At 45.5% G+C, this 16,565-nt stretch carries 12 protein-coding genes, 6 tRNA genes and 3 rRNA genes; 13 read left to right on the top strand and 8 right to left on the bottom strand.

Annotated features, from left to right (window positions below; translation table 11 throughout):
* Positions 1-143: 143 nt before the first annotated feature.
* Positions 144-890, top strand: a complete 747-nt coding sequence (locus AACU28_RS07635; protein ID WP_121602693.1) for a phosphatase PAP2 family protein — start codon at positions 144-146, stop codon at positions 888-890.
* A 54-nt stretch (positions 891-944) separates the two neighbouring features.
* On the opposite strand, the gene AACU28_RS07630 is transcribed toward AACU28_RS07635, so the two are convergent.
* From AACU28_RS07630 to AACU28_RS07615, 4 genes are all read right to left on the bottom strand, one after another.
* Complete coding sequence (locus tag AACU28_RS07630; protein WP_121602692.1) at positions 945-1,307, bottom strand: MmcQ/YjbR family DNA-binding protein; 363 nt, start codon at positions 1,305-1,307, stop codon at positions 945-947.
* 78 nt (positions 1,308-1,385) lie between these two features.
* Positions 1,386-2,111, bottom strand: coding sequence for a sulfite exporter TauE/SafE family protein (locus AACU28_RS07625; protein WP_017083156.1), 726 nt, complete (start codon positions 2,109-2,111; stop codon positions 1,386-1,388).
* Positions 2,112-2,335: 224 nt separating this feature from the next.
* A complete protein-coding gene (locus tag AACU28_RS07620; RefSeq protein ID WP_102441985.1) occupies positions 2,336-3,547 on the bottom strand; it encodes an MFS transporter in 1,212 nt (403 codons plus the stop codon).
* Between the two features lie 15 nt (positions 3,548-3,562).
* Positions 3,563-3,790, bottom strand: coding sequence for a hypothetical protein (locus AACU28_RS07615; RefSeq protein ID WP_183091181.1), 228 nt, complete (start codon positions 3,788-3,790; stop codon positions 3,563-3,565).
* A 396-nt stretch (positions 3,791-4,186) separates the two neighbouring features.
* Here AACU28_RS07615 and AACU28_RS07610 point away from each other — a divergent pair, with 396 nt between their 5' ends.
* The gene (locus tag AACU28_RS07610; protein WP_004733038.1) at positions 4,187-4,801 is read left to right on the top strand and encodes a YitT family protein; all 615 of its coding nucleotides are present in this window, start codon (positions 4,187-4,189) and stop codon (positions 4,799-4,801) included.
* A gap of 137 nt (positions 4,802-4,938) precedes the next feature.
* Here AACU28_RS07610 and sigZ read toward each other — a convergent pair whose 3' ends face one another.
* Together sigZ and AACU28_RS07600 are read right to left on the bottom strand one after the other, a co-directional pair.
* Positions 4,939-5,553 carry an RNA polymerase sigma factor SigZ gene (sigZ, locus tag AACU28_RS07605; RefSeq protein ID WP_102481634.1) on the bottom strand — a complete coding sequence of 205 codons (615 nt, stop codon included), beginning with the start codon at positions 5,551-5,553 and terminating at the stop codon, positions 4,939-4,941.
* Entirely contained in the window at positions 5,537-5,833 is a 297-nt protein-coding gene (locus tag AACU28_RS07600) for an ArsR/SmtB family transcription factor (protein ID WP_004733042.1), read from the bottom strand. The genes sigZ and AACU28_RS07600 overlap by 17 nt, the downstream gene beginning before the upstream one ends.
* A 232-nt stretch (positions 5,834-6,065) precedes the next feature.
* Here AACU28_RS07600 and AACU28_RS07595 point away from each other — a divergent pair, with 232 nt between their 5' ends.
* Positions 6,066-7,166, top strand: a complete 1,101-nt coding sequence (locus tag AACU28_RS07595) for a permease (protein ID WP_121602691.1) — start codon at positions 6,066-6,068, stop codon at positions 7,164-7,166.
* A 116-nt stretch (positions 7,167-7,282) separates the two neighbouring features.
* Here the strand turns inward: AACU28_RS07595 and AACU28_RS07590 are convergent, their stop codons facing one another.
* Positions 7,283-8,485 (bottom strand): hypothetical protein, encoded by a 1,203-nt coding sequence (locus AACU28_RS07590; RefSeq protein WP_121602690.1) that lies wholly within the window; start codon positions 8,483-8,485, stop codon positions 7,283-7,285.
* A 245-nt stretch (positions 8,486-8,730) separates the two neighbouring features.
* The gene (trmY, locus tag AACU28_RS07585; protein ID WP_017083166.1) at positions 8,731-9,330 is read right to left on the bottom strand and encodes a tRNA (pseudouridine(54)-N(1))-methyltransferase TrmY; all 600 of its coding nucleotides are present in this window, start codon (positions 9,328-9,330) and stop codon (positions 8,731-8,733) included.
* A gap of 257 nt (positions 9,331-9,587) precedes the next feature.
* Between trmY and AACU28_RS07580 the strand changes: the two genes are divergently transcribed.
* From AACU28_RS07580 to AACU28_RS07535, 10 genes are all read left to right on the top strand, one after another.
* Positions 9,588-10,112, top strand: a complete 525-nt coding sequence (locus AACU28_RS07580) for a DUF3087 family protein (protein ID WP_017092192.1) — start codon at positions 9,588-9,590, stop codon at positions 10,110-10,112.
* A 593-nt stretch (positions 10,113-10,705) separates the two neighbouring features.
* Positions 10,706-12,260 (top strand): 16S ribosomal RNA (locus tag AACU28_RS07575).
* A gap of 122 nt (positions 12,261-12,382) precedes the next feature.
* Positions 12,383-12,458 (top strand) — tRNA-Glu (locus tag AACU28_RS07570).
* A 20-nt stretch (positions 12,459-12,478) separates the two neighbouring features.
* Positions 12,479-12,554 (top strand) — tRNA-Lys (locus AACU28_RS07565).
* A gap of 25 nt (positions 12,555-12,579) precedes the next feature.
* Positions 12,580-12,655 (top strand) — tRNA-Val (locus AACU28_RS07560).
* Between the two features lie 25 nt (positions 12,656-12,680).
* Positions 12,681-12,756, top strand: a tRNA-Ala gene (locus tag AACU28_RS07555).
* Positions 12,757-12,821: 65 nt separating this feature from the next.
* Positions 12,822-12,897: transfer RNA gene (locus AACU28_RS07550), tRNA-Val, on the top strand.
* A gap of 378 nt (positions 12,898-13,275) precedes the next feature.
* A 23S ribosomal RNA gene (locus AACU28_RS07545) occupies positions 13,276-16,169 on the top strand.
* A gap of 102 nt (positions 16,170-16,271) precedes the next feature.
* Positions 16,272-16,387: ribosomal RNA gene (gene rrf, locus AACU28_RS07540) — 5S ribosomal RNA — on the top strand.
* The 16S, 23S and 5S rRNA genes sit together here with 6 tRNA genes alongside, the layout of an rRNA operon.
* Before the next feature lie 71 nt (positions 16,388-16,458).
* Positions 16,459-16,549 (top strand) — tRNA-Ser (locus tag AACU28_RS07535).
* Positions 16,550-16,565: the final 16 nt, after the last annotated feature.

Genomic DNA, 16,565 nt, shown 5'->3' with positions numbered 1-16,565 from the left:
TGTTCACCGAATCAATACTCAAGAGGTCCATTAATCGAATATTGTTACACCATGACGGCTGACTGACCGTTTTGACATAAAATTGATATTGACGATGCTAAGCTGCGATAGCATCCGACCACTTTATCTAAAAGATCTTAGCCATGACTTCTCTGTTCTCTAACAAATCCAAAGGCTTATTACTGCTCGTTCTAAGTTTGTATTCCCTCATACCCTTTTTGATCTTTGGATCTGACTTCGACCTTGGAAGTGCTGTTTTGCCTTTCTATGGAGCCTTCATAACGTTTGTGACTTACTCTGCGGGCAATCAAGGATTCTTGGTAACGCTAGCGATTTTGTCTTTAGTATTGTTCACGATGAAGTTTTCCAAAGCTAAGTTAGTCAGTCTTTGTCTGCAGCTCGGCTTGTTGTTGGTGCTTAGCTTTGCAGCGAAAACCTTCTTAAAGCATTCCACTGAGAGCCCTCGTCCTTATTCTGAGTATTTGGTGACGCAGGAAGTGGTTGATATGCCAGAAGTGTTTTACGAATTACCATTGGTTGAAAAGAATGCTGCGATTGAGTCTGTACAAGATAAGGTGAGCGAGTGGCGAACGCGTCACTGGTTGGGTGAAACTGACTACTCTTTCCCATCTGGACATATGATTTTCGTCAGTGTGTGTTTGGCGTTCTTTGGTGGTCTTCTCCTAGAGGCGAAACGCTTTTATCTAGTCGGCAGCTTGCTGGTTTGGGCTGGTGGCGTTGCTTATAGTCGTGTTTGGCTTGGCATGCATCGACCAGAAGACTTAGCCGGATCTATTGCCTTTGCGGGTTTGATCTATTTATTGGTGCCGCTTATCTCAGAGCAAAAAATAGAACGCTATTTACCTGCATTTTTGAAACAGACTTCTTAGGGCGCCTTCCTCACTGTAAAAGAAGGGCTCAGACGTAGCAGTACGTAATAAACGTTATTGATTGAGCCCTAGCTCTGCTTGTTTCTTTTTGGTTAGACCTAAGGACACAATTCGGTGTGACTCAGTGAGGTAGTATCTCAGCTCCTCATCCCTTTCTGGCGTGCTTTCAAACAGCTGAATCCATTTCATACCACGCGAAGCAAAGTAGGGAGCAGGTTTATAACCGGGTTCCTCTTTCAGAAAATCGAAGTTCTGATCGGATGCCTTGAAGATAAACGCAGGCTCATCTTTCGGTCCCCAACCACCAATCGCAAACACCTTGCCACCCATTTTCCAAACGTGCGAGTTATTCCACTGCATAACATAACTGGTTGCAGGCAGTGACTCGCAGAATGCATTGAATTCGTCGTAAGTCATAGAGCGTCCTTTTATCTATTGGGAGTTTGAACTGTGTTGGTTTTCTAAGATGTCTTTTTCGGTCTTTATCGCCAATAACTAGCCAGCTAAACCCTGCCAGATTGCCGTAAAGCCACTGAGAGAACATAGCAGTAATGAACCAATGCGTATCTTCTCTTTAGGGATGCTTTGTGTCGTCATTAACGCCACTTTGTAACCCAACCAAGCAGCAGGCAGCAAAGGTATAGTGATGATCAAGTGGTGTAGCGTGAAGAAGCCAATTGGGATCTGTACAACCAACGAAATGATCGAACTAAACACGAAAAACGCAGAAAGGTTACCACGAAGCTGATTGGCATCTTGGTGTTGGAGTAGCAGTGCCATCGGTGGGCCACCAATACCAGAACTGGTGCCAAAGAACCCAGAGAAGAATCCTGCAATACCCATCTTGATTGGGGTTGGTTCGAGTCTGAATGGCAGTAGGCTAACAATCACGGCAAATACCACCAATAAGCCTAACCATAATGACAACACGCTCGTTGAAACCATCACCAATAATGCTCCGCCTGCCAATGAGCCCGGAATGCGGCCCAGCAATGCGATTTTTAACCCGCCAATAGAAATGTTTGCACGGTGTTTAAAGGCGTTGAATAAAGAGATAAACAGGCCAACCAAGCAGATAGGCGCAGGTACATAGTCTGGTGAAACCAAAAACAGCAGTGGGGCTGCAACAATGGCCAAACCAAAGCCGATTGCGGTTTGCACAAATGAGCCAGCAAAAATGAGTGCCATTGCGATAAGGACAGTCTGATCTATGTATTCCATAAGCCTGCGGATTAGTTTTAAAGGAGCGAGTGGATACTATAAATTAAAACGAAAAGGATAGTCTTATTATTCAGTGAGGTTTATGCAAATATCGACCGTTTTAATTGGTGAAATAGTGACTAACAAAAAAGCGAGTGAGTATATCAGGATGTTTCCCTTCAATACTCACTCGCTTTATTGGAACGACTTGTTGTTTACGCTAGTGGGGGAGTCAGCGTTAAACGTTAAGCCATTGCCAATTTCAGTCGCTCAATCGGCTTGTCATTGATTGGTAAATGGATAAGCGCTGCCGCAAATGCAAGTACCACGGTTGACCACCAGATTGGCTCGTAAGAACCGTAGTAATCGTAAATACGACCGCCAACCCAAGCGCCTAAGAAGCTACCCACTTGGTGAGTAAAGAACACCAAACCGTACAACGTTGATAGGTAACGGGCACCGAAGATCTGACGAACTAAGCCAGACGTTAGCGGAACTGTACCCAACCAACAGAATCCAATTGCCGCGCCGAAGATAGCCGCAGTTGACTCAGTCACAGGCAGAGTAACAAACGCACCGATAACCACAGTACGCACTAAGTACAGTGCCGACATTACATGGCGTTTGCTGAACTTGTCGCCCATTACACCCCAGAAGTAAGACCCGAAGATGTTGAAGATGCCAACGTAAGCCAGTGCCATCGCAGCGCTACTCGCCGGTAGGTCTTTGTCTGCTAGGTAGCTAGGTAAGTGCGTTGCGATAAACATTACATGGAAACCACACACGAAGAAGCCCGCGTGAATCAACCAGTAACCTTTGTGAGCAAACGCTTCAGATAGTGCTTCTTTGAGTGTTTGGTTCTCTTCAGCTTGCGCTTGTTTGTTTGAGGCTGCTTTAGGCGCTCGCATAAACAGGGCAAAAGAGATCATGAAACAACAAAGCACGCCAAATACTTGCATTGCACTCTGCCAATCGAATTCGTTCAACATGTATTGTGCGCCTGGAATCACCGCGAACATACCAAATGAACCTGCTGCTGTGGTTAAACCAAATGCCTTAGCTGCGTGCTCTGCAGGTACTACTTTTGCTACGGCACCTAATACGATCACATAGCTCGTCGCACTTAACCCAAGGCCAACGAGCGCGCCTAGTGAAACGTAAAGCATGCTTGATTCGGTAGAAATAGAGGTAAGAAGCAAACCCAAACTGTAAGCACATGCGCCAGCAATAATGATGCGTCTTGCTCCCCATTTGTCAGCAGCCATACCAACAAAAGGTTGGAACACGCCAAACAATAGGTTTTGTAGCGCAATCGCGAAGCTGAAAAACTCGCGACCCGTCCCGAAATGCTCTGAAATTGGCATCATGAAAATGCCGAATGATTGTCTGATCCCTAGACTGATAATAAGTGTGCCTATCCCTAGCCATACCAGTAAAGGAAAACGGAAAATGCTCATTCTAATACTCTTAAATTAATGGTGGTGATGTGGGTGGTCTTGCGCTGACATGTGTTGGTCAGTCATCTCATGGTGATGTTCGTGCCCAGAATGCTCATGAGATGACTGCTGGTGGCATCCACTGCTCACGGCATGCTGAGCCAAGAGATCAATCAATGGCTGACTGTGATGCACAATAACCAAACTAATGACGAGAAATAGCGTCATTCTGGCCAGTTGGGCAAAAAGAGATTGTGAAAACATAAGGTGTTTACATGCGCTCAATGTTGTAAGAAGTCGCGCATCATAATGACGAGTAGGGTATGTATCAAATGACCTTTTGTGATTTGGTCTATGCGTTTTATGCATAGATTTAAGCATCGCTAGAATCAGGGCGAAACGTGACCAATAAATAGGAAAACTCGAAGTTTACTGGTTAATAGATAGAAGTATGTAATTAAGAATGAAATTCCAAATGCAAGATCGTAACTGTCTGTTTAATTGAAGATTTCACAAAACTGTAAAAACTAATATACAAACTAATCACTAATCAACATTGGCCATTCACTCGACTTATCTGTCAAACATCGTAAATTTGGGCATAAATCGTTTCAAAACTACTGAAACGCGACGTTAAAAGATTCAGGGAGAGTCATTCACATGGATAAAGATCATAACCTTCGCGAAAACTTACTGGCACTGATCTTAGGTAGCGCACTGGTTTCACTCGGCGTTATCTTTTTCAACCAAGTCGGTTTGCTCACCGGAGGCACGGCTGGTCTAGCGATCTTCATTACCAAAGTAACAGACCTAAGCTTTGGCCAAGTGTTCTTCGCACTTAACTTACCTTTCTATATTTTGTCGGTCGCTCGTATGGGCTGGCGCTTCACCATCAATACGTTTATCGCTGTTTCGATTGTTTCGTTCGCCGTAGATCACTTGTATCACGTGATTCAGATTGCCGAAATTCATGCATTGTATGCAGCGTTAATTGGTGGTGGCTTGATTGGTACCGGCATGTTGGTGATTTTCCGTCATAAGATGAGCTTAGGTGGCTTCAACATTCTGGCGTTGTTCTTACAAGAACGTTTTGGAATTCGTGCGGGCAAGGTTCAGATGGCACTAGATTGTACGATTGTTGTGCTTTCTCTGTTCATTGTTGATGTGTCATTGGTTCTCCTGTCTGTGCTTGGTGCGATAGTCACCAACTTGATTCTAGCAATGAATCATAAACCGGGGCGCTATCAACCTGTGGTAAAAGCGGAAGCAGCATAGTTCGGTTCGCTCAAGCACTAGATTCGCTTAAGCACTCGATTCGCATAAACAAAGCGTGATTTGCAGATTATGAAAACAACAAAGCCAGCATCAATTGCTGGCTTTGTTCTATTGAAATAACGGATTCGATGTAACGATTAACACTTGCCGCAGCTGGCGTTCGGCTTAAGCTCGCAATCAATCACATTGCCTTGTTGATCAAGGGACAGGTTACAGCACTCTTCAAACAAGTTCTTAAGATCCCCGCGGCTTTTCTGAACACGAGACTTAACGGTTGAGTAGCTGATGTTTTGAGCCTCTGCGATCTCTTTTTGGCTTTGGCCTTTGATATCGACAGCAAGCAGTAGCGATGAACTTTGTTCTGGCAGTGCCTGAATAAAAGGTTCAATACACAATGAGAGCTTCTGCTTAAATTCAGAGTCGTGGTCTAAATCGGTAAACCACAGATCTTCAGCATCAATTTGGCTATCACGTTGTTGGCGTGCATGTTTACGGTAGAAGTCGATAATGGTGTTGTTGGCTAACTGGAACAGCCAAGCCTTAACACTGCTCGCATCTTGTACCTTGTCTAAGTTCTGATAGGTCTTAATCAAGATATCTTGGAGCAAGTCGTCTACATCCGCAGAATTGTTGACCTTTGAATGCAGGAATGACTTTAATGCTTGCTGATACTCGGCCCAGACTTGTTCGAGCTTTAAAGGTGCCTTATTCAAAGGTGCCCCGTTCAAAGGTGCATCAGTTGCACTGTTCATTCACGCAACACTCGTCTTGTAAGAAATCAATCACGCCTTCTAGGCACTCATACTCCGCCACGCAGAATAGAGTTCTTCCTTCTCGTCTTTGGCTGATTAGACCCGCAGACGCCAAGCTTGATATGTGGTGAGACAAGGTAGAACCGGGAATGCCTAGCTCTTCTTGTAGGCCGCCAACTGCAATGCCTTGATAGCCAGCTTTAACGACACTCTTATAAATGGTTAGGCGAATAGGGTGCCCCAACTCTTTAAGTGCTTTCGCAACGACTTCTAAGTTCATATTAACTCCTCAAGATTTAATTTCGATGTTAGTCGAAATGTATGTCGAATTCAAATTTAAAAACGGTGGCTGTGTAAGTCATTGAAAAAATGTGTTTTAGAAAATCATTTCGATTTTTATCGAAATAAAGCTTGATCTGGAGCTGTTTATTTCTATAATTCGAGAATATTCGAATTAAGGGTTGGTTACTTTTCTCATAGAGCCCGACCTTCAATCCAGTTTGGAGTTAATTATGAGCAATGAAATGTTAACAATGCTAAAAGACGCACTTGATATGTTCGCTTTCTTAGCAGTAGAGCTAATTATCCTTTTCTTAGCGATCAGCTACATTGTTGGGATTCTTCAAGAGTTCCTTACACCAGAAAAGATTCAATCTATCCTGAGCTCACGTAATGGTAAGGGTTATGTAGTAGCAGCACTACTGGGTGCAATTACACCTTTCTGTTCATGTTCGACCATTCCTTTCTTAAAAGGATTGCTGCGTGCAAGAGCGGGTTTCGGTCCAATGATGGTGTTCCTATTCGGTAGCCCACTATTGAACCCAGTGATCATTGGTTTGTTCGTGATTACCTTCGGCTGGCAAGTTGCTGTGTTCTACTTCCTAGTAGCTATGACGGTATCTGTAGTGGCTGGTTACGCACTTGAGAAGCTTGGCTTTGAGCGTTACGTAAAACCTGAAGCTTATGAATCAACAGGTTCTGCTTCAAGCTGTGGCACTAGCTGTGGTGATTCTGCTCCTATGAAAGCAGCGCCTGCGAAGGCAGAGTCTTCATGTGGAACAAGCGCATGTGGTGAACCTGCACCAGTAATGGCGAAAGAGACATCTTGCTGCGATTCTAAAAAAGAAGAACCACAAGTCACTGTTTCATGCTGCTCAACGGATGGAAGTGCAACGGCTGAAATCGTAGAGAAGAAAGAGCCTAGCCGTTGGATGAGAATTTGGTTCTCAACTTGGAAAGACTTCAAACAAGTTTTCCCTTACCTAATGATGGGTATCGCGATTGGTTCATTCATCTACGGCTTCATTCCTACAGACCTAATTGCACAGTACGCTGGTGAAGGTATGTGGTATGCGATTCCAGTAGCAGCCGTGATTGGTATTCCACTGTACATTCGTGCTGAAGCGGTAATCCCACTAAGTGCAGCTCTAGTACAGAAAGGCATGGCGTTGGGTTCAGTAATGGCATTAATCATTGGTAGTGCAGGTGCAAGTTTAACGGAAGTTATCCTGCTTAAATCAATCTTCAAGAACCAAATGATTGCAGCATTCCTATTCGTTATCCTAAGCATGGCGATGGGTGCAGGCTTCCTATACAGCTTCATCTTTGGTTAATCAGGTCTGATTCCGAGATAACACCATTGATACCAAACACCATTGATACCAATAGATAGATAATAAAAAAGAGCTCACATAGTTGAGCTCTTTTTTTGTTTAACAAACCATACGTATTAGACTGGGTTTGGCAGCGCAGCCGAAGTTCCGTATGCAGCGAAAGCATTGGTGGCTAACACATCACAGTGATGACGGTTAATGGCATCGCCGTAATTGTTAGTGATTCCGGGGAACTGAAAGCGATACATTGGAATCCCATAGCGACGCTCTCTCTGCTGACCGATTCTATCTTTGCTTGTCCATAACACTCGGTTCTTTGCTGTGTAAGTCATGCCGTGCATTTTATTGAAGTGATCTTCATTACTGCGCATTTGCTCGTATAACTCGATGATGCGCTGCCTAGAAAAGTTCAAAGTCGAGTTCGCCTTAAGTTGCGTTCCCCAACCCGTTAATACCTTTTCCATGAAATCACGGGTAACGAGCCCGGGGCTAGTAAGTAACCCCGCACCTTTACTTCCGCCTGAGGTATTCGCATTCCCTACCAAAGTACCGTGTCGGCCTGGCATGTAGGTTGTGTAATATTTAGTGGAAGGGGACAAGCGTGGCATTCTCGCTTTGAAAGCCAATGAGCGTTCGTCTTCGGCAAAAACACATACGATCTGTTTGACGTTTTTGCCCAGTAATTTGTAATCCTTGAATGCGTTCATCCCACCGGGAACGGGGTCACACGCAAAGATGTTGACTGGAATATGGCTTAGCTTGGGATCTTTGAGCATGCGGTTCGCCAATTCAAAGCAACTGACACCGCCGCGGCTCCAACCCACGATGTTAACTTGGCTAATGGGTTTAGTTTGGCGTTCAATCGCAATGTTCTGTTGGCGAGCGGCAATCCCTTGTTTTAAGTCTGCAGCTAGAGCTTGTGAATCTTTCAACCAATCTTGATATTTCTGATTGGTTGCGAAAGGCCAAGCGGATTTTTCTGGGCGAGATTCGCTAAGCAGTCCTTTTGCTCTCTTCATGTAGTTATTTTTATCTTGTTGGCTTCCACGCAAGATATTCAGTACATGACGCATGTTGCTGTCGATGCCTTTGCCCAGCAATGTTCCCTTAACTCCAGAATACGTGTCGTCCTTACCTTGCTTCAACCACTCGTTCTGATTCCCACTGCCAACGCCATCCACTTGAATGTAGTCAATCATGTCTCTGCCCGTTGCATTCTTCGCTAGCGTCGAAATCAATTCGCCAGAAACATAGTTTTTGTGATTGTTGTCTTCTGAGTTTGAGCCTGTACCACAGAAGAATACGGTTAATACGCTCATCCTTTGCCTTTAACACGATTAATTAAGATTGGAATCAGTATAGAAGTGATATGAGAAATTTATAAGATTGAATGAGTTAGAGAGAGGCATTGCTCCGAGGTTTAATGCAACAAAGCTGAAAATAGCGAAATGATTACAGGTCACTATGTAGTAAAGAGAGGATTGTCATGTGAAGGATAAGCAATAAAAAACCCAACGGAAGGCTGGGTTTTAAGGGATATCGCTTAATAAGTGGTGGCGGAGAATTAGAAGTCTCTTAGATCAAGCTCATTGTTGATCAGCACAACACACTGAGAAGCAAACAGCATGTTTGGACCTAAGCTGATTTTCTCTGTCCCTAAACGCTTCAAGCTGTTGTAGCTTTTCTTCGGCATAGGGATATGGTCAGTTAGAAGGAAACATGGGTTTTCCGCAATCTCTGCATCACGGATAAAGTCGCCTTTCTTATCCATCATGTACAGCTGGTGGTCTTCGGCCAGTTCTTTGACCAACTTTTCAAAGCTCATCGTACGAACAGTGATGCCCGGTTCTACCTGACGTGTCTGTTCTTTTGTCATGCCTTGAGAAGCGTCAACCGCTCTTACTACCGCAGATAACAGTGCAGATTCATGAAAGCCACCAATGTTGGTGATTTCATTTGAATCGAATGTAATGGTACGAGAAAAGTCTTTAGTACTTTCTAGCACAAGGTGCACGGTGACATTCTCACGGTGAGATTGAGCAACGAAGATCGTGTTCATCAGAGTATGAGCCAGAATCTCAGTATGAGCGTCTTGCCCAACACCTTCTAAGATAAGTTTGCTCTCTGTAGGGGCTGCGCGAGCGCGTAATACAAATGAACGCATGGAATGTACCTTGTCAGTATGTGATAAAGCGAAACAGACTTTATCAGCATGAATTGATGAATAACTGAAAATTATGGCGGTATGTAACTCTTTTCTATTAATGAAGTCAAATGGAGTTATGTATAGTACTGATCGGAATAACTCTACGTATTAAATAGAGAGTGACCACATTACAAGATGGTAAAGGTTGAAGCGAAGCAAGGTTTACATAGATAGTATGCGCAAATTATTAGGTGACTTACATAAGGAAGTAGTCGATGAAGTTACAGAAGATAAATAAAGAAGAATATAGAAAGAAGATGAACCTACTGTTGGTTTCATTGGTTGGGTCACTCGCCTTGTTTGCCATTGTATTCGGTAGCATTCTGATTGAACTTTTTGGTTCAGTTGGATCCGTTACTGGGGAAGCGACTGGTAATTTCCATTTGAATGTACTTGGCGTGATTTTATCAGTCGCACTGAATGCCTTTATCGCGAGCCGTGTGAAAGGGCATGATTATTTTAAGGAAGCGCTTTATGTGTGGAACCTTAAACAAACTCACAATCAAATCTATCGTAAGCTCAAGCGTATTCAACCGAAAGCTGAGCAAGGTGATCGAGAAGCATTAACTATCCTTTACTTCTATTACACTACGCAAAAACAGGTATACGACCTAGATAACAATACATTGACGATAAAAACGGTTCAGCAATCGCTAGATAACATAGTTGAGCTAAGTGAAAAGTGGAGTATCGAACTGGATATAGAGGCATTTTCGAAAGATCTAGTCGCAAAATTCTAAGTTATATGCTCTTGATTGTATGAGCTTTAACCTGTGAAAGAGGGTTTTGACGTAAAAGTAGCCGCTTAAGCAACTTTTTTGAATTTTTATTAAAATAGGGGTTGCCATGTTTTCGATGATCTCTATAATGCCGCCTCACTGACACGGCAGACGCTACAAGGCTTCAGCGGTAATCAGTAAGACGGAAAGTTCGAAAGAAATTAATTTTAAAAAGTGTTTGACACTTAAGATTAAATCGCTAGAATTCACGTCCGCTTTCAAAGGTTTCTTTGTAAAAAGAAAGTTTCGATAAGCAAAGCTCTTTAACAATTTAAACCTATCAATCTGTGTGGGCACTCGTTGATGAATATCAAAACGTTTTATCTTTCCTTTTTATAAAGAGAAGTAAAACAGATTCCTCGGAATCAACTTTGGTTTCAATGAACTGAGTGACCAATTCAATTTGGTACAGCCTTGAGCTGTTTGATTTCACTTTTTAAAGTGAAAGCCAAAAAGAGCACAGTCAATTCATTATCTTTCTGTTGGAAAGATAATAGCTTTAAAATTACTTTTTGTAGTTTTGAAGTCAGTATTCATTGAGCCGACAAAATCTTAAATTGAAGAGTTTGATCATGGCTCAGATTGAACGCTGGCGGCAGGCCTAACACATGCAAGTCGAGCGGAAACGACAACATTGAATCTTCGGAGGATTTGTTGGGCGTCGAGCGGCGGACGGGTGAGTAATGCCTAGGAAATTGCCTTGATGTGGGGGATAACCATTGGAAACGATGGCTAATACCGCATAATGCCTACGGGCCAAAGAGGGGGATCTTCGGACCTCTCGCGTCAAGATATGCCTAGGTGGGATTAGCTAGTTGGTGAGGTAATGGCTCACCAAGGCGACGATCCCTAGCTGGTCTGAGAGGATGATCAGCCACACTGGAACTGAGACACGGTCCAGACTCCTACGGGAGGCAGCAGTGGGGAATATTGCACAATGGGCGAAAGCCTGATGCAGCCATGCCGCGTGTATGAAGAAGGCCTTCGGGTTGTAAAGTACTTTCAGTTGTGAGGAAGGGGGTAACGTTAATAGCGTTATCTCTTGACGTTAGCAACAGAAGAAGCACCGGCTAACTCCGTGCCAGCAGCCGCGGTAATACGGAGGGTGCGAGCGTTAATCGGAATTACTGGGCGTAAAGCGCATGCAGGTGGTTCATTAAGTCAGATGTGAAAGCCCGGGGCTCAACCTCGGAACTGCATTTGAAACTGGTGAACTAGAGTGCTGTAGAGGGGGGTAGAATTTCAGGTGTAGCGGTGAAATGCGTAGAGATCTGAAGGAATACCAGTGGCGAAGGCGGCCCCCTGGACAGACACTGACACTCAGATGCGAAAGCGTGGGGAGCAAACAGGATTAGATACCCTGGTAGTCCACGCCGTAAACGATGTCTACTTGGAGGTTGTGGCCTTGAGCCGTGGCTTTCGGAGCTAACGCGTTAAGTAGACCGCCTGGGGAGTACGGTCGCAAGATTAAAACTCAAATGAATTGACGGGGGCCCGCACAAGCGGTGGAGCATGTGGTTTAATTCGATGCAACGCGAAGAACCTTACCTACTCTTGACATCCAGAGAAGCCAGCGGAGACGCAGGTGTGCCTTCGGGAGCTCTGAGACAGGTGCTGCATGGCTGTCGTCAGCTCGTGTTGTGAAATGTTGGGTTAAGTCCCGCAACGAGCGCAACCCTTATCCTTGTTTGCCAGCGAGTAATGTCGGGAACTCCAGGGAGACTGCCGGTGATAAACCGGAGGAAGGTGGGGACGACGTCAAGTCATCATGGCCCTTACGAGTAGGGCTACACACGTGCTACAATGGCGCATACAGAGGGCAGCAAGCTAGCGATAGTGAGCGAATCCCAAAAAGTGCGTCGTAGTCCGGATTGGAGTCTGCAACTCGACTCCATGAAGTCGGAATCGCTAGTAATCGTGAATCAGAATGTCACGGTGAATACGTTCCCGGGCCTTGTACACACCGCCCGTCACACCATGGGAGTGGGCTGCAAAAGAAGTGGGTAGTTTAACCTTTCGGGGAGGACGCTCACCACTTTGTGGTTCATGACTGGGGTGAAGTCGTAACAAGGTAGCCCTAGGGGAACCTGGGGCTGGATCACCTCCTTATACGAAGATAGTCACGATGAGTGTCCACACAGATTGATTAGGTTTAGAAAGAAAAAGAGATGAAGAACTCCCAAGGTTCTTCAAAGTTTGTTTCTGCTTTTAAAGTAGCGATGAACTGCAGTGTCCCGTTCGTCTAGAGGCCTAGGACACCGCCCTTTCACGGCGGTAACAGGGGTTCGACTCCCCTACGGGATACCACTTCCTTCAAGAAGTAAAAAGGGTCGTTAGCTCAGTTGGTAGAGCAGTTGACTTTTAATCAATTGGTCGCAGGTTCGAATCCTGCACGACCCACCATTTCCTCCCAAGGAAATAAAATTTGGGGCGATTAGCTCAGTTGGGAGAGCACCTGCCTTACAAGCAGGGGGTCACTGGTTCGAGCCCGGTATCGCCCACCATTTCCTCCCAAGGAAATAAAAATATGGGGCTATAGCTCAGCTGGGAGAGCGCCTGCCTTGCACGCAGGAGGTCTGCGGTTCGATCCCGCATAGCTCCACCATTCTTTTTTCCATGAAGAATGGCTTTTATTTTCACTTTTTAAAAGTGAAGACAAAAGAACATCATGGGCGATTAGCTCAGTTGGGAGAGCACCTGCCTTACAAGCAGGGGGTCACTGGTTCGAGCCCGGTATCGCCCACCATCTTTAAATATTCTTTGATGACAAAAGTCTGATGAGAGTATTTAAAAATGGTTTTGAAAGTTTAAAACTTGAAAAACTCTTGCTCTTTAACAATTTGGAAAGCTGACTGATTTGATTACTTACGAGTAATTCAAATCAAATTTAAAAGTTCTCAATGTTTATCTGCTCTTATTTATTAAGAACGGTATAAACACAACAAACACATTCAAGTGTCTTGTATTCGAATCAATGTTTACATTGATTCACAATTGAGTCCGGCAAACAGTTATCAAGAATTAACCCTTCTTGATGACAACCAAAAACCTTGGTTAGTTGCCATACGCTTATTTGTCTTCACTTTTTAAAGTGAAAGCAAATAGAAACCCTTTCGGGTTGTATGGTTAAGTGACTAAGCGTACACGGTGGATGCCTTGGCAGTCAGAGGCGATGAAAGGCGTAATAACTTGCGATAAGCCCAGATTAGGTAGTAATAACCTTTTGAGTCTGGGATTCCTGAATGGGGAAACCCACTTGCATAAGCAAGTATCCTGTTGTGAATACATAGCAACAGGAGGCAAACCGGGGGAACTGAAACATCTAAGTACCCCGAGGAAGAGAAATCAACCGAGATTCCGAAAGTAGCGGCGAGCGAAATTGGATTAGCCCTTAAGCTTTTAATGAGACAGATGAAGGCTCTGGAAAGTGCCGCAACAAAGGGTGATAGCCCCGTAATCGACATCTCATAATCAGTGAAAACGAGTAGGGCGGGACACGTGATATCCTGTCTGAATATGGGGGGACCATCCTCCAAGGCTAAATACTACTGACTGACCGATAGTGAACCAGTACCGTGAGGGAAAGGCGAAAAGAACCCCTGTGAGGGGAGTGAAATAGAACCTGAAACCGTGTACGTACAAGCAGTAGGAGCACCTTCGTGGTGTGACTGCGTACCTTTTGTATAATGGGTCAGCGACTTAATTTTAGTAGCAAGGTTAACCGTTTAGGGGAGCCGTAGGGAAACCGAGTCTTAACTGGGCGTACAGTTGCTAGGATTAGACCCGAAACCAGGTGATCTAGCCATGGGCAGGTTGAAGGTTGAGTAACATCAACTGGAGGACCGAACCGACTAATGTTGAAAAATTAGCGGATGACTTGTGGCTAGGGGTGAAAGGCCAATCAAACCTGGAGATAGCTGGTTCTCCCCGAAAGCTATTTAGGTAGCGCCTCGGACGAATACTACTGGGGGTAGAGCACTGTTAAGGCTAGGGGGTCATCCCGACTTACCAACCCTTTGCAAACTCCGAATACCAGTAAGTACTATCCGGGAGACACACGGCGGGTGCTAACGTCCGTCGTGGAGAGGGAAACAACCCAGACCGCCAGCTAAGGTCCCAAAGTATAGCTAAGTGGGAAACGATGTGGGAAGGCTCAGACAGCCAGGATGTTGGCTTAGAAGCAGCCATCATTTAAAGAAAGCGTAATAGCTCACTGGTCGAGTCGGCCTGCGCGGAAGATGTAACGGGGCTAAGCTATACACCGAAGCTGCGGCTACATACCTTAGGGTATGTGGGGTAGGGGAGCGTTCTGTAAGCCGTTGAAGGTGGTCTGTAAGGGCTGCTGGAGGTATCAGAAGTGCGAATGCTGACATGAGTAACGATAAAGGGAGTGAAAAACTCCCTCGCCGGAAGACCAAGGGTTCCTGTCCAACGTTAATCGGGGCAGGGTAAGTCGACTCCTAAGGCGAGGCCGAAAGGCGTAGTCGATGGGAAACGGGTTAATATTCCCGTACTTCTTACAATTGCGATGGGGGGACGGAGAAGGCTAGGTGGGCCTGGCGACGGTTGTCCAGGTTCAAGTATGTAGGCGGAAAGTTTAGGTAAATCCGGACTTTCATTAACGCTGAGATACGATGTCGAGCTACTACGGTAGTGAAGTCATTGATGCCATGCTTCCAGGAAAAGCCTCTAAGCTTCAGATTGTAAGGAATCGTACCCCAAACCGACACAGGTGGTCGGGTAGAGAATACCAAGGCGCTTGAGAGAACTCGGGTGAAGGAACTAGGCAAAATGGTACCGTAACTTCGGGAGAAGGTACGCTCTTATCAGTGAAGTCCCTTGCGGATGGAGCAGACGAGAGTCGCAGATACCAGGTGGCTGCAACTGTTTATTAAAAACACAGCACTGTGCAAAATCGTAAGATGACGTATACGGTGTGACGCCTGCCCGGTGCCGGAAGGTTAATTGATGGGGTTAGTCTTCGGACGAAGCTCTTGATCGAAGCCCCGGTAAACGGCGGCCGTAACTATAACGGTCCTAAGGTAGCGAAATTCCTTGTCGGGTAAGTTCCGACCTGCACGAATGGCGTAATGATGGCCACGCTGTCTCCACCCGAGACTCAGTGAAATTGAAATCGCTGTGAAGATGCAGTGTACCCGCGGCTAGACGGAAAGACCCCGTGAACCTTTACTACAGCTTGGCACTGAACATTGAACCTACATGTGTAGGATAGGTGGGAGACTATGAAATTGCGTCGCTAGATGTGATGGAGTCGTCCTTGAAATACCACCCTTGTAGTTTTGATGTTCTAACGTCGGTCCCTGAATCGGGATTACGGACAGTGCCTGGTGGGTAGTTTGACTGGGGCGGTCTCCTCCCAAAGAGTAACGGAGGAGCACGAAGGTGGGCTAAACACGGTTGGACATCGTGTGGTTAGTGCAATGGCATAAGCCCGCTTGACTGCGAGAATGACAATTCGAGCAGGTGCGAAAGCAGGTCATAGTGATCCGGTGGTTCTGAATGGAAGGGCCATCGCTCAACGGATAAAAGGTACTCCGGGGATAACAGGCTGATACCGCCCAAGAGTTCATATCGACGGCGGTGTTTGGCACCTCGATGTCGGCTCATCACATCCTGGGGCTGAAGTCGGTCCCAAGGGTATGGCTGTTCGCCATTTAAAGTGGTACGCGAGCTGGGTTTAGAACGTCGTGAGACAGTTCGGTCCCTATCTGCCGTGGGCGTTGGAAAATTGAAAGGGGCTGCTCCTAGTACGAGAGGACCGGAGTGGACGAACCTCTGGTGTTCGGGTTGTCATGCCAATGGCATTGCCCGGTAGCTAAGTTCGGAATCGATAACCGCTGAAAGCATCTAAGCGGGAAGCGAGCCTTGAGATGAGTTTTCCCTGGCACTATAAGTGTCCTAAAGGGTTGTCGTAGACTACGACGTTGATAGGCAGGGTGTGTAAGTGCTGCGAGGCATTGAGCTAACCTGTACTAATTGCCCGTGAGGCTTAACCATACAACACCCAAGGGGTTTTGTGGACTCAATAGAAATACTAAACGCTTGAATGAGTTTGAAGAGAAATAACTTTTAGATAAGCTTTCCGAATTTTAAAATTTGCTTGGCGACCATAGCATTGTGGACCCACCTGATTCCATGCCGAACTCAGAAGTGAAACACAATAGCGCCGATGGTAGTGTGGGGTTTCCCCATGTGAGAGTAGGACATTGCCAGGCTTTAAATATCGTTACCTGTGTATACATGTAACAACATCTACAGTGCACTAATCTGTTGATGACAATTTGTTGGAGGGATGGCTGAGTGGTCGAAAGCACCGGTCTTGAAAACCGGCAACCGTTAATAGCGGTTCTAGGGTTCAAATCCCTATCCCTCCACCACCTTGATACGGAAACG

The sequence above is a fragment of the Vibrio sp. SBT000027 genome (assembly GCF_963894355.1).
GTDB lineage: Bacteria > Pseudomonadota > Gammaproteobacteria > Enterobacterales > Vibrionaceae > Vibrio > Vibrio splendidus.
Note: the sequence above shows the minus strand (reverse complement) of the source record. Positions and strands in the feature narration are given on the sequence as shown.